Below are 18,940 nucleotides of genomic sequence, written 5' to 3' on the forward strand. Positions count from 1 at the left end.
ATCGGGAACCAGCCACCAATCAGCCGCTTAACTAACGTCTATGGGCAGTACAGCTAAGGGACACCGCCTGGTATCGATCACTGAGGGGTAGTTCCCCGGGCACCGCGTAGCATGGGGCTGACCTTGTCTTCCCGTCCCCAGGAGCACCCCATGGCTGATGACGTCCACACCCCCCGCACCCCGGAAACCCACGATCCCTACGTCGCCGCCCTCGAGCGCTACGACGACCTCCAGTACCGCAGGGTCGGCAACTCCGGCCTGCTGCTGCCCCCGTTGAGCCTGGGCCTGTGGTGGAACTTCGGGGACAACAGGACCTTCGGCACCCAGCGGGAGATCCTGCGCCACGCCTTCGACCACGGGATCACCCATTTCGACCTGGCGAACAACTACGGCCCGCCCGCCGGTTCCGCCGAAGAGAACTTCGGACGCATGATGCGTACCGATTTCCGCCCCTACCGCAACGAGATGATCATCTCCTCGAAGGCCGGTTACGACATGTGGCCGGGCCCGTACGGGAACTGGGCCTCGGCCAAGTACCTCCGGGCCTCCGCCGATGAATCCCTGCAGCGTCTGGGCCTGGATTACGTCGACATCTTCTACTCGCACCGACCCGATCCGAACACGCCCATCGAGGAAACCATCGGCGCACTGGACCAGCTGGTCCGCCAGGGCAAGGCCCTCTACGTCGGCATCTCCTCCTACTCACCGGAGCGGACCGCCGCCGCGAAGGCCGTGGCCCGTGAACTCGGCACCCCGCTGGTCATCCACCAGCCCTCTTACTCGATGCTCAACCGCTGGGTCGAGGACGGGTTGCTGGACACCCTGGAGGAACTGGGCATGGGCTCGATCGCCTTCACCCCCTTGGCCCAGGGCCTGCTGACCGGGAAATACCTGGACGACAAGAACGCGGTCCCCGCCGGAGGCAGGTCCTCGCTGGCCGGACTCACCGAGGAGAACCTGTCCACGGTCCGCGAACTGGCCCGGCTGGCCGAGCAACGAGGCCAGACCCTGCCCCAGATGGCCATCGCCTGGCTGCTGCGCGAGGGCGGGGTGACCTCCGTGCTCATCGGGGCCTCCTCGACCCGGCAGCTTGACGAGAACCTTTCGGCCGTGGAAAACACCTCCTTCACCCCGGAGGAACTGGAACTGATCGATGGAATCACCAGCGGAGCCGACAGCGTGGACATCTGGCGCCGCTTCTCCCAGTCCTAGGCAGGTGCAGCCGGTGGACACCGCACCCAGGAGCCGCTCCCCCAACGACCCCGCCTCGGCGGGCACCTCGCCGCAGCGGCACCGGCCGTCGCCGCCCTGAGCGGGGACCGGCTCCGGCGGCAGCGGCGGCAGCTTCTCCGGCTCCGGAAGCTCCTCCAGCGTCCAGCCCCGCACCCCCGCGGCCCCGGGCCCTTGCACTGAAGCAGGGCCGCCAAAATGTGCAGATGCAGTGACTCGATTCACAAAGCCGGGGATCCGGGACATGATGGATCCGTGCGGCCTCCGCCCAGGGCGCCGTGAGTTTCAACGAAGAGGAGACCGGCAGTGACCACCACCGCCCAGCAGTCCAACCCGTCCGGCTACCGCGTGCAGAACCCCGCCACCGGTGAGGTCGTCGAGACCTTCGAAACCGCAACCGACGCCCAGGTCCGCGAGGCCGTGGACGCCGCCCAGGCCGCCTACGATTCCTGGGGCGCCCTGCCCATCGCCGACCGGGCCGTCATCGTCAAGCGCGTCGCCGAACTGTTCACCGAACGGGCCGACGAGCTCGCCTCCACGATCACCCTGGAGATGGGCAAGCCGTTCTCGGAGTCCAAGGACGAGGCCGAGTTCTGCACCGACATCTTCAACTACTTCGCCACCGAAGGCCCCACCCTGGCCGCCGATCAGGAGATCAAGGCCATCGGCGGGGGCCGCGCCATGGTCCAGCGGTTGCCGGTCGGCCCGCTCCTGGGGATCATGCCGTGGAACTTCCCGTACTACCAGGTCGCCCGCTTCGTCGCGCCGAACCTGATGCTGGGCAACACGATCGTGCTCAAGCACGCCGAGACCTGCCCCCGCTCGGCCTTGGCCATCAAACAGATCATGGACGACGCCGGGGTCCCGGCGGGCGCCTACGTGAACCTGTTCGCCACGCATGACCAGATTGCCGATGTCATCGCCGACCCGCGCATCCAGGGGGTCTCGCTGACCGGTTCCGAGCGGGCCGGGGCGATCATCGGGCAGCTGGCCGGCAAGAACCTGAAGAAGGCAGTACTTGAACTCGGGGGTTCGGACCCCTACGTGGTGTTGGATTCCGCGGACGTGGCGGCCGCCGCCAAACTGGCCTGGGACACCCGGGTCGAAAACACCGGACAGGCCTGCAACTCCAATAAGCGCATGATCGTCATGGAGGACATCTACGACGATTTCGTGGCGGGTCTCACCGCGCAGGCCCACGGGCTGGTCCCCGGGGACCCGGCCGCCGAGGAGGCGGGCACGTTCGGCCCGCTGTCCTCCCGCGCCGCCGCCGAGGCGGTGCACGAGCAGGTGCAGGACGCCGTCGCCCAGGGCGCCACCCTGCATGCCGGCGGAACCCTCCATGACGGCCCGTCCTGCTACTACTCCCCCGCCGTGCTGACCGGCGTCACCGAGGACATGCGGGCCTACCGCGAGGAACTCTTCGGCCCCGTCGCGGTCGTCTACAAGGTCTCCTCCGACGAGGAGGCCATCCGCCTGGCCAACGACACCCAATACGGTCTGGGCGGCGCGGTCTTCAGCACCGACGAGGAGCGGGCCCGCAAGCTCGCCCAGCGGTTGCAGGTCGGCATGGCCAACGTCAACGGCATCGGCGAGGACGCTGATCTACCGTTCGGCGGGGTCAAGCGTTCGGGCTACGGCCGCGAACTGGGCCCGCTGGGAATGGATGAATTCGTGAACAAACGTCTGTTCTACATCGCCGATTAGCAGGTCAGCGCCCGGTTGCTCGCCTAGAGTGGTGGCATGAATCCAGAGGTCATCCGATGAGTCTTCGTTTATTCCGTCGCCGCTCCAGGCGCAGCAATGCCCCGGCGCTACCCGTCAGTCCCGGCGCACGCCACGCCCAGATCGATTCGCTGGGAGCCGCGGATCCCCGCGTGGCCCCCACGGACCGGGTGGCATTGCTGTGGTCCAACGCCTTGGGCCGCACCGCGACCCGGGCCGCCCAGGTCCTGCTGGTGCTTGTCCTGGCCGGTGTCGCCGTTGTCGGGCTGGCACAGGTCAGCGTCGTCGTGCTACCGCTACTGATCGCCCTGATCCTCACCAGTGCCCTCTGGCCGCTGGTGCTGCTGATGCGGCGCCATGTCTCCGCGATGTTGGCCGCCTGGACGGTCTTTCTGGGCTCCTTCGTGATCCTGGGGGGCGTCGGGACGGCGATCGTCTTCGCTGTCCGCGCCGAATGGTCGGGCCTGGTCGACCAGGCCGTCCAGGGGTTCGGACAACTCCAGGACATGGTCAAGGACCTGCCCATCCAGATCGGCCAGAAGCAGATCGATGAAGGTGTCCACGTCGTCACCGATTTCCTGACCAGCAAGCAGTTCGGCGCCGGCGCCCTGTCGGGCCTGTCTGCGGCCGGGAGCTTCTTCACCGGCCTGTTGCTGCTGCTGGTCATCCTGTTCTTCTTCCTGAAGGACGGCGACAAGATCTGGGCCTTCTTCCTGTCCTGGATCCCGCGCAGCCACGACGCCCAATGGCGTGCCAGCGGCTACCGGACCATCCACACCCTGGGTGGCTACATCCGCGGGACCGCCACCGTAGCCTTCGTCGATGCCGCAGGTATCGGCATCGCCTTGTGGATCCTGCAGGTCCCCCTGGCCCTGCCCCTGGCCGCCATCGTCTTCATCACCGCCTTCATCCCGCTGGTCGGGGCCACCTTCGCCGGGATCCTGGCGACCCTCGTGGCCCTGGTCGCGAACGGTCCCGTCGTGGCCCTGATCGTTTTGGGCGTGGTGATCCTGGTCAACCAGCTCGAGAGCAACTTCCTGCAACCGGTCGTCATGGGCCAGGCCCTGCACCTGCACGCACTGGTCATCCTGCTGGCCCTGACCGTGGGCACCGTGCTCAGCGGTGTCGTCGGCGCCGTGCTCTCCGTCCCGCTGACCGCCGTCGGCTGGGCGATCGTGAAGATCTGGACCGGACGCGACCCCGAGGCCGTCAACGAATACGAGCCCGCGGCCGTGGAGGAGGAGTAGCGCCCCGGCGGCCCCGCACCGATCCCGGGGCAATGCCCACCCGGCGTACAGCCAACTCAAAGCTTCGGCCCCTAGAGTCATAAGTACCTCATCAGGTGCGAGTGATGAAACACAAGGCCCCAGTCCTGCCCGGACTGGGGCCTTCATCATGTCCGCCCCAGCCCCCCCTGGGCTGCGGCCATGACCGGAACCGAGGGGTTCGCAGCCAACCCCCACCCCACACACAGCGGGCAGCTAGGTTCGGCCCCTAGTGTTTTAAACACCTCATCAGGTGCGAGTGATGAATCCGGCCCCGGCTTTCTCCCCCCGAAAGCCGGGGCCTTCCTCATGCCTGGGTGGTCCGCCTCCGGGCCCCGGCCCCGGGCTGGACGGCGAAGATATCCGGGGGCCGGTATCCCTCGGCGGCGAAGCGTTCCCGAACGGCGGTCCCCACGGCCTCCGCCGCGGCGACGTCGACCAGGGCGATCGCCGATCCCCCGAAGCCTCCCCCGGTCATCCGGGCCCCGAACGCCCCGGCCTGCTGTGCCGCCTCCACGGCGGCATCGAGTTCGACGCAGGAGATGCCGAAGTCATCGCGCATCGAGGCATGGCTGGCATCCAGGAACGGGCCGATGGTGCGCGGGCCCCCGGTCTCCAACGCCGCCACCGTGTCCAGGACCCGCTGGTTCTCGGTCACGATATGGCGCACCCGGGCGAAGGTCGCGGCGTCCAGGACCTCCGCGGCCTCGACAAGCCGCTCGAGACCCACATCACGCAGTGCCGGGACCCCCAGCCCGGCGGCACCGCGGGCGCAGGCTGCCACGAGGTCCTTGTACCCGCCGGATTCATGCGCGTGGACGACCTTGGTATCGATCACCAGAAGCACCAGGGATTCGGCGGCCAGATCCAGCGGCACCTGCCGGGAGAGACGGCTACGGCAGTCCAGGAACAACGCATGGCCCGCGGTGCCCAGCAGGGACGCGGACTGGTCCAGGATCCCGGTGGGGGCCCCGACGAAGTCGTTTTCCGCCTGTTGGCAGACCAGCACCAGTTCCTCCCGGTCGATGCCGGCGTCCAGGAGCTCATCCAGGGCCAGGGCCACCGCGCATTCGATGGCCGCCGAGGAGGACAAACCGGCGCCCGAGGGGACGTCGGAGTCCAGCAGGACATCCACCCCCGGCACGTGGTGCCCGCGCTGTTGGAGGGCCCAGATGACCCCTGCCAGGTATCTGGCCCAGGGGACGACGTCGGCGGGCTCGAGCCGGTCCAGGTCCACCTCGGCGATTTCCCCGGCGAGGGCCGTCTGGCCGGTTCCCGCAGGATCCGCCCCCTGCAGCGAGGCCACCCGCAACCGGGCCGGCCCCGAGGGCCGTAGGGCCACCGCGACCCGGGCACTGTTCCGCAAGGCGAAGGGCAGAACGAACCCTTCGTTGTAGTCGGTGTGTTCGCCCATGAGGTTCACCCGGCCCGGTGCCGCCCAGATGCCATCGGGCCGGCCACCGAAGAGGGTGGCGAAGCCGGCCGAGAGCTGCTCCAGGGATGCGGCGTCCTTCTCCCCGGGCTTCATGCGCTGGCTCCGGTCGGCGTTGCGAGGGCGGCCCGTAGGCGTGCGGCGGTGGTTTCGGGGGTGACGTCGGCGATGAAGGCCCCCATCGCGGCTTCCGATCCTGCCAGGTATTTGAGTTTTTCCTCGGCCCGCCGCGGGGAAGTCAATTGCAGGTGCAGGCGCAGTTCCCCGGCCGCGGGGTGCCGGACGGGGGCCTGGAACCAGGCGGCGATATACGGGGTCGGAGTCGCATAGAGGGCGTCGACGCCGCGGAGCAGGCGCAGGTAGACATCGGCCAGGTCGGAGCGTTCCCGGGCCGTGAGCCCCGCCAGATCGGCGACGTGCCGGTTCGGGACCACATGGACCTCCACGGGCATCCGGGCGGCGAAGGGAACGAACACGGTGAAGTATTCGGTCCTCTCCACGATCCGGGTTCCTGCGGCCACCTCGAAGTCCAGGACGTCCTGCATGAGGTTGCGTCCGGTTTCCTCGCGGTGGCGTTGGGCCTGGTCCAGTTGGGTCAGGGTGCGCGGGGTGACGTAGGGGTAGGAGTAGATCTGCCCATGCGGGTGGTGCAGGGTCACCCCGATCTGCGCCCCCCGGTTCTCGAAGGCGAAGACCTGCTCGACGCCGGGCAGGGCGGAGAGCTCCGCGGTGCGCTGGGCCCAGGCGTCCACGACGGTCCGGGCCCGTGGGACATCCAGGTCGGCGAAGGAATCCCCGTGGTCGGCGCCGAAGGCAATGACCTCGCAGCGGCCCTCGGCCGGGTAAGTCTCCCCCATCGCCTCGGAGCGCTGCTGCTCCTGTTGCCCCGGCCCGAAGGAGGGGAAGCGGTTCTCGAACACGACGACGTCGTACTGTGCGGCGGCGACTTCGGTGGACCGCTCGGGCCCCGAGGGACACAGCGGGCATTCGTCGGCCGGTGGCAGATGCGTCCTGCCCTGCCGGTGGGCGGCAAAGGACACCCATTCACCGGTCAATGGGTCACGGCGTAGCCGGGCGGGGCTGGGCCGCTCCGGCAGTTCCCGCAGGTCCGCCGGGGGGACGAAGTCCTCATGCTGGCCGGGGTGGTCGAAGAAATACAGCAGTTCACGGCCATCGGCCATCCGGGCCCGGACGGGCTGGCGGAGGGCATCGGCTCCTGCGGTTTCGGTGGGGCTGTTCATGGTACTCACAAAGCCTCCAGTGCTTCGGCATGGAGCAGGATGGCCCGCTCGGGGTTCAGTGCGGGCAGGGCCAATCCCACGGTGGACAGATAACTGCCCGTGGCGGTGAAGCCGTCTTCCAGCCACGCGGGCGGTTCCCGGTGGATGAAGGTTCCCGGTTCGCGACCGGGCACGATGGCCCTGACCCGGTAGGTCTTCTCCTCCTGCAGGCCCGGCAGGGCGATGACTCCCGGGCCGGCGCCTTCGGAGGAACGCAGCAGCGCGAAGGCATACAGTGCTTCGCCGCCGTCGGCGGCGACGGTTCCGTAGAGGCTGAATGCCGCGTCCCCCAGGTCGGCCCGGACCTGGATACCGGAATGCAGCAGTCCGCGGTGCTTCTTATACAACCCGACCAGCTGGTGCAGGGTCGCCCGGTCGGCCCCGCGGGCTTCGCGGATATCCCATTCGAGCCCGAAGTGGCCGAAGAGGGCGGTGATCCCGCGGAAGGCCAACGCGTGGGTGCGCCCCGAGGTATGGGACGTGGCCGGGCCGATATGCTGTCCGACCAGTTCGGGGGCCAGCACGCGTTGGGTCAGTTCCTGGATGTGTTGGCGTTCCAGGGCGTCGTTGGAGTCCGAGGCCCAGACCCGGTCGGCGTGTTCGAGCACCCCGAGGTCCACCCGGGCCCCGCCGGAGGAACAGGATTCGATTTCCAATCCGGGATGGGCGGCCTTCAGCTGGTCCATCAGGGCGTAGGCGGCCAGCGTCTGCCCGTGCTGCGAAGGCCGGCCGGCCGAGGCCAGATCGGTCAGATCCCGGTTCTGGTCCCATTTCAGGAACGAGATCGGTGCCCCGGCCTGCGCGGCATCCGTCAACACCGCATCCAGGGCGGTGAAGAGGTGGGTGTAGGCCTCGGGCACAGTCAGGTCCACGACGTGCTGGTTCCGCCAGGTCGGGGCCAACCGGTCTCCCCGGGCCCGGCACAGCCAGTCGGGGTGGTCGGTGGCCAGTGCCGAATCGGGGTTGGCCATTTCGGGTTCGACCCAGAGACCGAATTCCATGCCCAACTCGTTGACCCGGCTGATCAACGGGACCAGCCCCTCCGGCCAGACCTGCCCGGAGACCTGCCAGTCCCCCAGTCCCGAGGTGTCGTCACGGCGGGAGCCGAACCATCCGTCGTCGAGCACGAATCGTTCCACCCCGGCCTCGGCTGCCGCATGGGCCAACGAGACGAGCTCGTCGAGGTCATGCCGGAAATAGACGGCTTCCCAGGTGTTGAGCACCACGGGCCGGGCCCGGCGCGGATGGCCCGGGCGGGAGCGCAGGTAGGTATGGAAACGGGAGGCGACCCCGTCCAGTCCTGCCGGCGAATAGGCGAAGTAGACCCACGGACCGGTATGGCTCTGCCCGGTCTCCAGGACGATCTCCCCGGTCCCCGGCAGTTCCCCGGCCCCCAGGGCGCGGGACGGGTCGGCGGTGCGTTCGGCGAAGACCGTGCTGTTTCCGCTCCAGCCCAGGTGGGCCGCCCAGAGTTCGCCGCGGCGGTGGGCGAAGCCGGGGGTTCCGGCGGCCAGGAGCAACGGGGCGTCGTGCCCGGTCCGACCCCGTCGTCCGGTCCGGGCATGGGTTCCGGTGACGAAGGGCAGGCGTTGTTCGGATCGTTCGCGGGACCAGCGTCCTGCGGTATCCAGTAGTTCGGTGGCCTGCTGTCCGACGGGGAGCATCGTGTTCAGCGCCCTGACCTCATAGCCCGCATCGCCCGTATTGGTCAGGGCGTGGCGCAGCCGCAGTAGTCCGCCGGGCAGCAATTCCACGGTGGTTTCCAGTTCCAGTCCGGCCTCGGCATCGGTGGCGGTGAGGACGAGCTGGCTGTCCCCGCGGCGCACCTCGGGATCGGTGAAGCGCACGGAGGTGTCCCGTCCGCCGCGTCCGCCCTCGAGCAACGGGGTGCCCGCCCAGCCGGCACTGGCCTGCGGCCACAACGGCATGCTCAGCGGGTGGTCGTAGTTCGAATGCAGCACCGGGCCGGTCGATTCCCGTCCGGGCAGGGCCCCCGGGTCGGCGCCGAAGTGCACGACGGCGGGATCGCCGGCGGTCTGCAGGAGCAAGGCGACCCCGTCCCCGCTGAGACGGTGCAGGCTCATGGGGTCCCACCGCGTTCCGGGAGCACGGCCAGTTCCAGGAGCAGCTCGGCACGACGGGCCGTGAAGGCCTCCGCGTCGGCGACGTCGATGCCGCAGGAGCGGCTGCCCAGCCCGTGCTGGCCGGCGTCGATCCCCAGATGCCAGTGGGTGGATTCGGGCAGTTCGGTGGGATGGCTGGCCCCGGCCAGTTCCTGCTGGCTCCAGGGGCTGAGCGTGAATCCGGTATCGGCCGGGCCCTCCAGGATGGTCAGCCGAAGGGTCCTGCCGTCCACCAGGTCCAGGTCCAGGGACCGCAGGTCGCCGCGGCGGCCGTTGGCCTGCGGGCGCGGGTAGCCGGTGCGCAGTTGCCCCACCGGCAACCGGTGGGTGCCGAAGCGTTGGGCCGAGCGGGAGTCGGCGTAGCTCTCGCCCGGTCCGGCCCCGGTGAATCGGGCGGTGCAGTCGTCGGTGAGCGCCGCGGCCGGCAGGGTGAATCCGAGGCCGAGCTGGGCCAGCGGGAATCCGTAGTCCTGCAGGGCCTGCATCTTCGCCCGGAGGCGCAGGGTCGTTCCGGTGGCGCTGAAGTGCAGATCGACGTCGAAGCCCTCGGGCCGGGCCGGGGCGCCATAGCGGTAGACGCTGGACAGTTCCCGGGCCGTGGCCCGCATGGACAGGGTCCGGCGTTGCAGCCGGTGCAATCCGGCGGTCCGCCAGTGTTCCGCCACGGCGATGACGGGGCCCGGGGCCAGCCCGGCGTAGGCCTCCCAGTCGAAGTCCTCCGGGGCCTGGGCGTTGTTCCCTGCCGTATCGGGTCCGCCGGGGCGCATGCCGCGGCTGGGTTCGATGGTGCCTTCGTCGTTGTCGGTGGGGGCCCTGTAGGCCAGTAGTTCGGGCCCGGCCAGTTCCAGGTCGGCGAGGGAGGCCAGCATTCCGGCCTCGTCGAAGGAGGCCAGTTCCCAGGGTTGCCCGGCATCCTGCGCGTGCTGCCCGGCCTGCCCGGGGGCTTCGGCAAGGGCCGGCGTTCCGGCGAGGCGTCCCTGCCCCCAGGCGACCTCGTGGCCGGCCGGCGCCCACCAGGTCGGGTCGGCCAGCTGCACGGAGACACCCAGCAGCGCGCCGGGATGCCGGCCCGCCACCACGGGGACGGGCACGGTGGCCGTGGACCGGGGCGCCGTAGGCGCCACGTCCAGGACCCCTTCGGCCAACGGTGTGCCGGACCCGTCGGGGGCCGGGTCGGCGGCGTCGAGCCGCCAACGGAAGAGGTAGTCGGAGGTGTCCGCGAAGTCCTGCCGGTTCTCGATCCGCAGCTCCTCCCCGACGGTGATCCTGACGGGTTCGATGACCTTGGCATATTCGGTCAGTCCGGGGCTCGGGGTGCCATCGGCGAAGACGAGTCCGTCCAGGACGAAGTTGGAATCGTGGATCGGTTCCGCGAAGTCCCCGCCATAGGCGTGGACCGGCTGGCCATCGGGGGTGGAGGCGAGGATGCCGTGGTCCTTGTACTCCCAGACGAAGCCGCCCGCGGCCCGGGGGTAGGCGTCGAAGAGGGCCTCGTAGTCGCTCATCCCCCCGGGTCCGTTGCCCATGGCGTGCACGTACTCGCACAGGATGTAGGGCTGGGTCCCGATGCGCCCGGAGCCTTCGGCACTGACCGAGGGGACGGGGTTCCCGGCCAGCAGCGACTCCGATTCGGTCGGGGTGGCATACATGCGGGAGTAGACGTCGGTGTAGCGGGCCTCGTGGTCGCCCTCGTAGTGGATGGGGCGCGTGGGGTCGTGGCGGCGCAGCCAGTCGGCCATGGCGGCCAGGTTGGCCCCGGTGCCCGATTCGTTGCCCAGCGAGAACATCACCACACAGGCGTGGTTCGCGTCGCGGCGCCAGGTGCGTTCGATCCTATCCAGGTAGGCCGGCAGCCAGATCGGGTCGTCGGAGGGGTTGGATTCCCAGCCGGTGGCGACGAAGCCGTGGGTCTCCAGATCGCATTCGTCGATGAGCCAGAACCCGAGCTCGTCGGCGAGGTCCAGCAGGTGGTGGTTGGGCGGGTAGTGGCTGGTGCGGATGGCGTTGATGTTGTGCCGCTTCATCGTTTCCAGCTCGCTGCGGGTGAATTCGGTGGTGATCGCCCGGCCGGTGACCGGATGGAATTCGTGCCGGTTCACCCCGCGGAAGCGGATGGGTGCGCCATTGACGCGCAGCACCCCTTCGGCGATGTCGACCCGCCGGAATCCCAGCCGCAGCGTGACGGTTTCCCCCGGGGAGGCCAGGGTGGCGGTGTAGAGCCGCGGGGTCTCGGCGGTCCAGCCGTGGACCCGGCCGACGGGGACGTCGAGCATGGCCGTGGACGTCCCATCGGTGGGGGCCTCGATCGTCTGCTCGATCCCCAGTTCCGGCAGTGAGAACCGCAGCGGGAAGGACCCCGCCGGGGCCGTCGCTTCCAGTGCCAGATGCCCGGCACCGGCGTCGTAATCGGCGACGACGTGGACATCACGGATCCCCGCGGCGGGTTCACCGATCAGGGTGACGTCGCGGAAGATGCCCGGCAACCACCACTGGTCCTGGTCCTCGAGATAGCTGGCGGCGGAGAAGGCGTGCACCCGCACGACCAGCCGGTTGGTCCCGGTTCCGTGGTGCACCGAGGAGGTGACATCGAATTCGTGGGTGAGCCGGCTGCCGGAGGCATGGCCGAGTTCGGTGCCGTTGAGCCAGGCCTTGAACGTCGATTCGACCCCTTCGAACCGCAGGATCACCCGGCCCAGGGAATCCAGGACCCCGGAATCGAAGCCCAGTTCCTCGAGCGTGAACTCGCGCAGGTAGTCGCCGGTGCCGTTCTCGTCGGGGACATGGGGCGGGTCCAGCGGGAACGGGTAGTCCACGTTGGTGTACCAGGGGCTGCCGAAGCGGTTGATCTGCCCGGTCACCAGCGGCCCGTTGGCCGCATCCAACACCCAGTGCCCGGGAACGGCCACCGCGTCGGGGAACAAGGCCTCCTGCGCGGCGGGATCCTGGTGGGCGGCGGCCACCGAGGGCGAATACCTGAACCCCCAGTCCCCGTTCAGGCTGGCTTCGGGCCGGTCCGAGCAGAGATGGGCCCGCGCCGGCAACAGGCCGGCTCCGGGTGAGGGGTCGAGGTGGTACGGCAATGCCTGCTGGTCGGTCACGGGGTTCCTCCTACTTGCTGCTGCCGAGGGTCAGCCCGGCGACGAAGTGCTTCTGCAGGATCATGAACAAGATCACTGTCGGCAGGGCGATCATGACCGCACCGGCGGCCACGAGGTTGTTGTCGGTGAAGAACGCTCCCTTGAGGTTGTTCAACGCACTGGTCACCGGCATGGCGTCGCCATCGCGGAGCAGGACCAGTGCCCAGAAGAAGTCGTTGTAGATCCAGGCGAACTCGAGGGTGGCCAGGGCCGCCAGTGCCGGGCGGGTCAGCGGCAGGACGATCTGGTAGAACTGCCGCCAGACCCCTGCCCCGTCGACCTGGGCGGCTTCTCCGAGTTCGTCGGGCAGTGCCTTCATGAAGTTGCTGAGCACGAAGACGCAGAAACCCATTTGGAAGGCCACATTGATCAGCACGACCCCGAACTGGGTGTTGTAGATGTCCAGGGACAGGAACATCCGGTACAGCGGGGTGATGATGACCTGCTGGGGCAACAGGTTCGCGGCGGTGAAGAACATCAGCATGAACAGGTTCAACTTGAAGCTGAAGCGGGCCAGGACGAAGGCGGCCATCGAGGACATGAACAACACGATGATGACCGCCGGGACGGCGATGTAGAGCGAGTTCAGGAAATAGTGCGGCAGGTCGGCCTGCGTCCAGGCGGTGACGTAGTTGTTGAAGTTCAGCGTGTCCGGCAGGGACACGTAGCCCTTCTCCGCCGTCTCCGAATAGGGACGCAGGGAGGTGTAGACGGCCCAGGCCAGCGGGGCCAGCCACAGGACCGCCCAGACGATGAGGCCCACATGGAGGATGACCCGTCCGGGGCGCAACGGGGCCTTGTTCTTCCGCCCTGGTGCGGCGGAGGGGGCCGAGGTGCTGCTCCTGCGCCCGGTTCCATGGCGGCCCCGGGGCGGCGCTTCCTGCGTCACCACGGTGGCGGAGGATGTGCCGGTGCGGTCCGGATGGGATTCGTCGGGGGTCGTGGTGGCGGCACTCATCGGGCCCCCTCCTTCTTGAAGGTCTGAACCAGGTACGTGATGATGAACACCAGCGAGATGACCAGCAGGACGACGGCGATCGCCGAACCGAAGCCGATCCGGCTGGCCTCGCCGATGATGTTGTTGGTGATCAGCACCGAGAGCAGTTCCAGCCCGTTGGTTCCCTTGTTGATGATGTAGACGATGTCGAAGGCGCGCAGCCCTTCGATGACCGTCACCACCAGGACGATCACGTTGATGGGCTTCAGGGTCGGGAAGACGACCTGGAAGAAGGTCTGTCGCTGGTTGGCTCCATCGATCGCCGCCGCCTCCTTGATCGAGACGTCGACCCCCTTCAGTCCGGCCAGGTAGAGGATCATGATGTAGCCGACATGGCGCCAGCTGGCCGCCACGAGCACGGCCCAGAGGTTGATGTCCGAGTTGCCCAGCCAGTTCACGTTGGCACCGGTGAGCTGGTTGATCAGCCCCTGGTCCTGCGAGTAGAGCAGGGTCCAGATGAAGCCGACCAGGGCCAGGGAGAGCACCACCGGAAGGTAGAAGATGCTCTGGTAGACGCGGGTTCCCTTGATGTTCTTGTCCAGCAGCACGGCCAGGAACAATCCCAGTGGGGTGGCCACCAGGGCCAGGACCAGCAACCAGATCACGTTATGCCACATGGCCGGCCAGAAGGGCGGGTAGATGGTGGCCAGTTGCTGGTAGTTCTGGAACCCGACGGGTTCCATGGCCGTCACCCCGTTCCACCGGGTGAAGGAGAGGAACACCGAGCCCAGCGCCGGCCCCCAGATGAAGGCCAGCACCACCAGCGCCGGGGCACCGAGCATCAGGGTCAGTACCACCCGGTCGGTGCTGCTGTAGCGGCGGACCTTGCGGGGTGGGGCCGCAGGCGCGCTCTGTGTCGTCGTAGTCATGGTGTTCCTCTCCTGCAGCGGCATCAGGCGGTGAAGATGGCCTTCTTCTGCGCCTCGATGTCCTTCAGGATGTTGTTGATGTCCTTCGGGTCCTTGATGAAGGCCTGCAGCGAGGGGATCATCACCGTGGAGGCGAAGTCAGGGCGGGTGTCGCGGTCCAGGAACTGTGCGGTGTGCTTGGCTTCCCCGACCAGTTCCACCGCCTTCTTCTGCAGGGCCGTGTAGTTGGAGGTGTCCACGTTCGTCGCCGGGCCCACGATCGACTTATCGGCTTCGGTGTTGATCTGCTCCGCTTCGGCACTGCCCAGGAACTCGAGGAGGTCCTTGGCGGTTCCACCGTTTTCGGTCTTCGCGCTCATCATGAACCCGTCGGTGGGGGCGTCGATGGAGTCCGTGCCGTGTTCGTCGTTGATCTTGGGGAACTTGAAGAAATCCAGGTCCTCCAAGGCCTCGCCGCCCTCCGCTCCCTGGAACTGCTGTGAGATCGACATGCCGAAGACCGCCATGCCGGTCTTTTTCTGCAGCAGCCCCTGGGCCATTTCCTGCCAGTCACGGCCCAGGCCACCCTTCTGGTGGTAGGGCATCTGCTTGGCCCACGTGTCGAAGACGTCCTTGACCTCATCCGATTCCCACGATTCTTCGCCGGCCAGGAGGCTGGTGTGGAAGTCGTAGCCGTTGATGCGCATGTTCAGGATGTCGAAGGTGCCCATGGCCGGCCACCCGTCCTTGTCGCCGAGGCCGATGGGGGTCAGCCCGTCCTTCTGCATCTCCTTGCTCAGGCTGATGTACTCGTCCAGCGTGGTGGGGATGTCGTAGCCCTTGTCCGCGAACACCGACTTGCGGTAGAACACGGCCCAGGGGTAGTAGGAGACCGGAACGAAATACTGCTTGCCGTCGGTTGCGGTCGCGGAGGCCTTGAAGGCCTCGCTGAAATCGTCACCGATGTTGTCCCAGACGGAGCTGACGTCCCCGGCCAGACCCTGGTCGGCGAAGAAGCGCATGCGGTAGCCGGCGAACCAGCTGAACACGTCATCGGGTTCGCCTTGCAGGTAGGAGTTGATCTGCTCCTGATAGGTGTTGTGGTCCACCGTGTTGATGCTGACCTTGGAACCGGAGTCCTTCTTGAAGGTGTCGATCATCTTCTTATAGGCGGCCTTCGGCACGGCATCGGACTGGTTGGAGCCGAAGGAGATGGCCCCGGTGCCCTCCTTGACGTCCGAGCCTCCTCCGCCTCCTCCGCAGGCGGTCAACGCGGCCATGGCCGACAGGCCCACGGCCCCGCCGAGCACCGAGCGGCGGCCCACCGGGACGCTGAGACCAGCTCCGAGCGAAGACGGGCTGGGTGCGAACGAATATCCGCTCTTCCGGGGGTTGGACTGTGCCACGGTGACTCCTTGGGTTGTGCCGCAGACCCGTTTCAGGTGCCAGGCGACGGAGAATTCTTGAAAAACACTCAAAGTCGATCATAAAGCAACGTAATCAGACTTATCGCTACTATGGCACGCGTCACTTTGGAGCGCAAGGGGTCGATGTCAACCAATTGTCGAGGGCGCTTTTGGCGGGATTTATCGGTATTTTTTGAAAAAAGAACCACTCGCACATTTCCGAACCTCGACTATGCTGATCTGACCGGGCCATCCCGCCCTCCGTCCGTCCGCTCCCCGCAATCCCCGAAAAAGGTGTCCCGAACATGGCAGAAATGCTCCCGCAGCAACGTCGTCGGCACATCCTGGACGAGTTGAACAAATACGGACAGGTGCGCGTCACCGAGCTCTCCCACGAACTGGGCATCTCGGAGATGACCGTCCGGCGGGATCTGAACGCGCTGGCAGCGGCCGGGGAACTGGTCAAGGTCCACGGCGGGGCCACCCGTGAACAATCGGCCACCAGCATCGAGCCCGGCTTCACCCGCAAACTCGGGCTCGCGGCCCCCGAGAAGGAGGCCCTGGCGCTGCGGGCGGCCGAACTGATCGAACCTGGCATGTCCGTGGCACTGAATTCCGGGACCACCACCTATGCCCTGGCCGGTCACTGCACGGGTATTGCCGACCTGACGGTGGTGACGAACTCCCCCCGCATCGCCGAGGTCTTCTACAGTGCCGACAACCCTTCCCAGTCGGTCATCCTCATCGGTGGCATCCGGACCCCCTCCGACGCCCTGGTGGGCCCGTTGGCCACGGCCGCCCTGGCCCAGCTGCATGTGGACATCTGCTTCATGGGGATCCATGGCATGACCGCCGAAGACGGTTTCACCACCCCGAACATGCTCGAAGCCCAAGCCAACCAGGCGTTCATGTCCGCGGCGGCGGAACTCGTCGTCGTCGCGGACCACAGCAAATGGGGCATCACCGGGTTGTGCCAGATCGCCGAACTCGGCACGGCGGATGTCCTGATCACCGGGGACAACCTCTCCCCCGAGGCGGTCGACATCCTCGGGCAATCCATCGAAACGCTCCTGCTGGCACCCACCGCCTAAACTGGCGGCATGCCCCAGCCCCTCAGCCCGGAACTGGCCCAGCGCGTCATCGACCAGGTCGCCCCGACGCTGGAGTTCAACATCAACATCATGGATCCCGCCGGACGGATCATTGCGTCCACCGACCCCGCACGGATCGGCTCGACCCACGCCGTCGCGCGGGCCGTGGCCGCCGGCGAACCGGGGATCGTGCACGACGGCGCGTCGCCCGCCGAACGCCCGGGGGCGAACCTGCCGCTGCGGTTGGACGGGAAGATCGTGGGCGTACTGGGCCTCACCGGACCTCCGGAGCGGGTCTCGCCCGTGGCCCAGGTGCTGGTTCTGACCACGGCCCTGCTGCTCGAACGCGAACGTGAACTCGATGACTCCGCCCGCCGCGAAGCAGCCGACCGCGAACTGCTGTCCGGGATGGTGGCCGGCGATATCGACGGTGCGGCCATCACCGGGGCGCTGGCCTCCGGGCTTCCCGGGCTGGCGGCCCCGTGGAGCCTCTCCGCCGTCCTGGACCGCCAGGAGAGCGGCACGGTGGAACCCGACCCCGGGGCAGTCCCTCCTCCCGGCGCCCAGCGGCGGGCCCGTTTCGGCGGGGCACAGTGGATCCTGACCGGGGCCCGGTCCACCCGCCCGGAAGACCGGGCCACGGCAGTCCCCCCGGCGGGGACCCTGATGATCGACGGCGGCCCCTGCGCCGACGGCGCCGAGCTGGCCGGGGTGGCCCAGGCCCTGGGGGCGTTGGTCGCCGCCGCCGATCTGCTGCCGGAACCACCGGCGTCGGGGATCCTCAGGCTCGATGAATTGGCTCCCGAACTCAGCGTCTCCTGCCTGCCGGCGGCGACCCGCGCCTCGATGGCCCGCCGGGTGGACTCCCTGGGCGCGGGGCACCGAGGCACGGTGGTGGCCTTCCTGCGCTGTGGTGCCTCGGTCGCGGCCGCGTCCCGTGAGCTGTACCTGCACCGGAACACGACCGTGCAACGCCTGGAGCGCATCACCGAGCTGACGGGGCTCGACCCGCGGAGCCCGGCCCAGGCGGCTTCGCTGCAGCTGGCGATCATCGCCGCCCGCCGCCGGACCCGGTAGCCACGCAGGCGGCCGCACCTCCCGGGGGCCTTCCCCGACACATCCGGAAAAACAGTGCATATTGCACATGTTCTGGTGGACCAATGCACCAAAGACCGGACAACTCATCCATATTTCTTCGTTCGGCAGTGTCCTAGAGTGGAGCCATGAGCCCCCAATCACCTCCCGTCATCGTCGTCGCCCCCGATTCGTTCAAGGGCAGTGCCTCCGCCGCCCAGGCTGCCGCCGCCCTCGCCCGCGGGGCCCGCGCCGTCGCCGGACCGGCCGCCACCATCCTCGAACTGCCCATGGCCGACGGCGGCGAAGGCACCCTGGATGCGCTGCTGGCGACCTGGGGGACGGAACCGTTGACCATGGAAACCACCGACGCCCTCCGCCGCCCCGCCACGGCACGGTACGGGCTCTCCGCGGATGGGACCACGGGCATCATCGAGGCGGCCGAAGCCAACGGGTTGCCCCAGGTCGCCGATCTCGACCTGCGCCCGCTGGAGGCCGATACCTACGGGGTCGGGCTGATCGCCGCCCGCCTGCTGGACGCAGGGGTCTCGGAGATCCTGCTGTGCATCGGCGGCTCCGCAACCACCGACGGGGGTACCGGGATGCTCCGCTCCCTGGGGGCCCGGTTCCTGGATCCCGGGGGCGAACCCGTCGCCCCGGGGGGCGGCTCGCTCTCGGCCATCTCCCGGGTGGACGTATCGGGGCTGCACCCCCGGGCCGCCTCCATATCCTGGCGGATCGCCGTGGACGTGGACAACCCGTTGTGCGGGCCACGGGGTGCCGCCGCGGTCTTCGGCCCGCAGAAGGGGGCCGGCCCCGAGGACGTCGCGGTGTTGGATGCCGGTCTGGCCCATCTGGCCACGGTGCTCGACGCCGAGGAGGTGTCCCGGCACCCCGGGTTCGGGGCCGCCGGCGGACTGCCCCTGGCCCTGGTGTCCCTGCTGGGGGCCGAAACGGTTCCGGGGGCCGAACTCGTCTCCACCGCCGTCGGACTACGCACTGCCCTGGCCGGCGCCGACGTCGTGCTCACCGGGGAGGGACGGCTGGATAGCCAGTCCCTGGGCGGCAAGGTCGTCGACGCCGTCCGCCGCACCGCGGACCAGCACAGCCGGATCGTGGTCATCGCCGGTGCCGTGCAGCTCGATGCCGCCTCCTGCCGGGAGGCCGGGCTGACCGCGGCGTTCTCCATTGCCTCGGGAGCGGCGACGCTGGCCGAGCTGCAGGCCGATGCCGAGCGCCTCATCGAGGACGCCGCGGCCCAGGCCTGCGCGGCCCTCGGCCTCGGAGCGCCGGGGGCTTCGACCCGGTAGCTCCCGCCGCGGGCGGCTAGGC

General features: G+C 68.4%; 13 protein-coding genes. 6 read left to right on the forward strand and 7 right to left on the reverse strand.

Annotation, left to right across the window (positions count from 1 at the left end; genetic code table 11):
* The first annotated feature begins 150 nt into the window (after positions 1-150).
* The 3 genes from mgrA to ACT3S6_RS03495 all read left to right on the forward strand — a co-directional run bounded on the left by mgrA (position 151) and on the right by ACT3S6_RS03495 (position 4,202).
* Positions 151-1,212, forward strand: a complete 1,062-nt coding sequence (mgrA, locus tag ACT3S6_RS03485) for an L-glyceraldehyde 3-phosphate reductase (RefSeq protein WP_444553771.1) — start codon at positions 151-153, stop codon at positions 1,210-1,212.
* A 324-nt stretch (positions 1,213-1,536) separates the two neighbouring features.
* A complete protein-coding gene (locus ACT3S6_RS03490; protein WP_444553772.1) occupies positions 1,537-2,937 on the forward strand; it encodes an NAD-dependent succinate-semialdehyde dehydrogenase in 1,401 nt (466 codons plus the stop codon).
* Positions 2,938-2,993: 56 nt separating this feature from the next.
* Positions 2,994-4,202, forward strand: coding sequence for an AI-2E family transporter (locus ACT3S6_RS03495; protein WP_444553773.1), 1,209 nt, complete (start codon positions 2,994-2,996; stop codon positions 4,200-4,202).
* 325 nt (positions 4,203-4,527) lie between these two features.
* Here ACT3S6_RS03495 and galK read toward each other — a convergent pair whose 3' ends face one another.
* From galK to ACT3S6_RS03530, 7 genes are read right to left on the reverse strand one after another with little or no spacing between them, the layout of a single operon-like run.
* A complete protein-coding gene (galK, locus tag ACT3S6_RS03500; protein ID WP_444553774.1) occupies positions 4,528-5,748 on the reverse strand; it encodes a galactokinase in 1,221 nt (406 codons plus the stop codon).
* A complete protein-coding gene (gene galT, locus ACT3S6_RS03505) occupies positions 5,745-6,893 on the reverse strand; it encodes a galactose-1-phosphate uridylyltransferase (RefSeq protein WP_444553916.1) in 1,149 nt (382 codons plus the stop codon). The genes galK and galT overlap by 4 nt, the downstream gene beginning before the upstream one ends.
* A 5-nt stretch (positions 6,894-6,898) precedes the next feature.
* Positions 6,899-9,016: an alpha-galactosidase gene (locus ACT3S6_RS03510; protein WP_444553775.1), complete on the reverse strand. Its 2,118-nt coding sequence runs from the start codon at positions 9,014-9,016 to the stop codon at positions 6,899-6,901.
* Positions 9,013-12,153 (reverse strand): glycoside hydrolase family 2 TIM barrel-domain containing protein, encoded by a 3,141-nt coding sequence (locus ACT3S6_RS03515; RefSeq protein ID WP_444553776.1) that lies wholly within the window; start codon positions 12,151-12,153, stop codon positions 9,013-9,015. The genes ACT3S6_RS03510 and ACT3S6_RS03515 overlap by 4 nt, the downstream gene beginning before the upstream one ends.
* Positions 12,154-12,163: 10 nt before the next feature.
* Positions 12,164-13,150 (reverse strand): carbohydrate ABC transporter permease, encoded by a 987-nt coding sequence (locus ACT3S6_RS03520; RefSeq protein WP_444553777.1) that lies wholly within the window; start codon positions 13,148-13,150, stop codon positions 12,164-12,166.
* Positions 13,147-14,058, reverse strand: coding sequence for a carbohydrate ABC transporter permease (locus ACT3S6_RS03525; protein ID WP_444553778.1), 912 nt, complete (start codon positions 14,056-14,058; stop codon positions 13,147-13,149). Before ACT3S6_RS03525 ends, ACT3S6_RS03520 begins: the two co-directional genes overlap by 4 nt.
* Positions 14,059-14,081: 23 nt before the next feature.
* Positions 14,082-15,443 carry an ABC transporter substrate-binding protein gene (locus ACT3S6_RS03530; RefSeq protein WP_444553779.1) on the reverse strand — a complete coding sequence of 454 codons (1,362 nt, stop codon included), beginning with the start codon at positions 15,441-15,443 and terminating at the stop codon, positions 14,082-14,084.
* 305 nt (positions 15,444-15,748) lie between these two features.
* On the opposite strand from ACT3S6_RS03530, the gene ACT3S6_RS03535 reads away from it, so the two are divergent.
* The 3 genes from ACT3S6_RS03535 to ACT3S6_RS03545 all read left to right on the forward strand — a co-directional run bounded on the left by ACT3S6_RS03535 (position 15,749) and on the right by ACT3S6_RS03545 (position 18,918).
* Positions 15,749-16,534 carry a DeoR/GlpR family DNA-binding transcription regulator gene (locus ACT3S6_RS03535; RefSeq protein WP_444553780.1) on the forward strand — a complete coding sequence of 262 codons (786 nt, stop codon included), beginning with the start codon at positions 15,749-15,751 and terminating at the stop codon, positions 16,532-16,534.
* Positions 16,535-16,543: 9 nt separating this feature from the next.
* A complete protein-coding gene (locus tag ACT3S6_RS03540) occupies positions 16,544-17,611 on the forward strand; it encodes a CdaR family transcriptional regulator (RefSeq protein WP_444553781.1) in 1,068 nt (355 codons plus the stop codon).
* Between the two features lie 146 nt (positions 17,612-17,757).
* Positions 17,758-18,918 (forward strand): glycerate kinase, encoded by a 1,161-nt coding sequence (locus ACT3S6_RS03545; protein ID WP_444553782.1) that lies wholly within the window; start codon positions 17,758-17,760, stop codon positions 18,916-18,918.
* The last annotated feature ends 22 nt before the right edge of the window (positions 18,919-18,940 follow it).

Origin of the sequence: Arthrobacter sp. AOP36-C1-22 (genome assembly GCF_052377515.1) — a bacterium.
In the GTDB taxonomy this organism is placed as follows: Bacteria; Actinomycetota; Actinomycetes; order Actinomycetales; family Micrococcaceae; genus Arthrobacter_H.

Coding starts and splice junctions, on each gene's coding strand:
- mgrA (WP_444553771.1), top strand. CDS start 151: ATGGCTGATGACGTCCACACCCCCCGCACCCCGGAAACCCACGATCCC.
- ACT3S6_RS03495 (WP_444553773.1), top strand. CDS start 2,994: ATGAGTCTTCGTTTATTCCGTCGCCGCTCCAGGCGCAGCAATGCCCCG.
- galK (WP_444553774.1), bottom strand. CDS start 5,748: ATGAAGCCCGGGGAGAAGGACGCCGCATCCCTGGAGCAGCTCTCGGCC.
- galT (WP_444553916.1), bottom strand. CDS start 6,893: ATGAACAGCCCCACCGAAACCGCAGGAGCCGATGCCCTCCGCCAGCCC.
- ACT3S6_RS03510 (WP_444553775.1), bottom strand. CDS start 9,016: ATGAGCCTGCACCGTCTCAGCGGGGACGGGGTCGCCTTGCTCCTGCAG.
- ACT3S6_RS03520 (WP_444553777.1), bottom strand. CDS start 13,150: ATGAGTGCCGCCACCACGACCCCCGACGAATCCCATCCGGACCGCACC.
- ACT3S6_RS03525 (WP_444553778.1), bottom strand. CDS start 14,058: ATGACTACGACGACACAGAGCGCGCCTGCGGCCCCACCCCGCAAGGTC.
- ACT3S6_RS03535 (WP_444553780.1), top strand. CDS start 15,749: ATGGCAGAAATGCTCCCGCAGCAACGTCGTCGGCACATCCTGGACGAG.
- ACT3S6_RS03540 (WP_444553781.1), top strand. CDS start 16,544: ATGCCCCAGCCCCTCAGCCCGGAACTGGCCCAGCGCGTCATCGACCAG.
- ACT3S6_RS03545 (WP_444553782.1), top strand. CDS start 17,758: ATGAGCCCCCAATCACCTCCCGTCATCGTCGTCGCCCCCGATTCGTTC.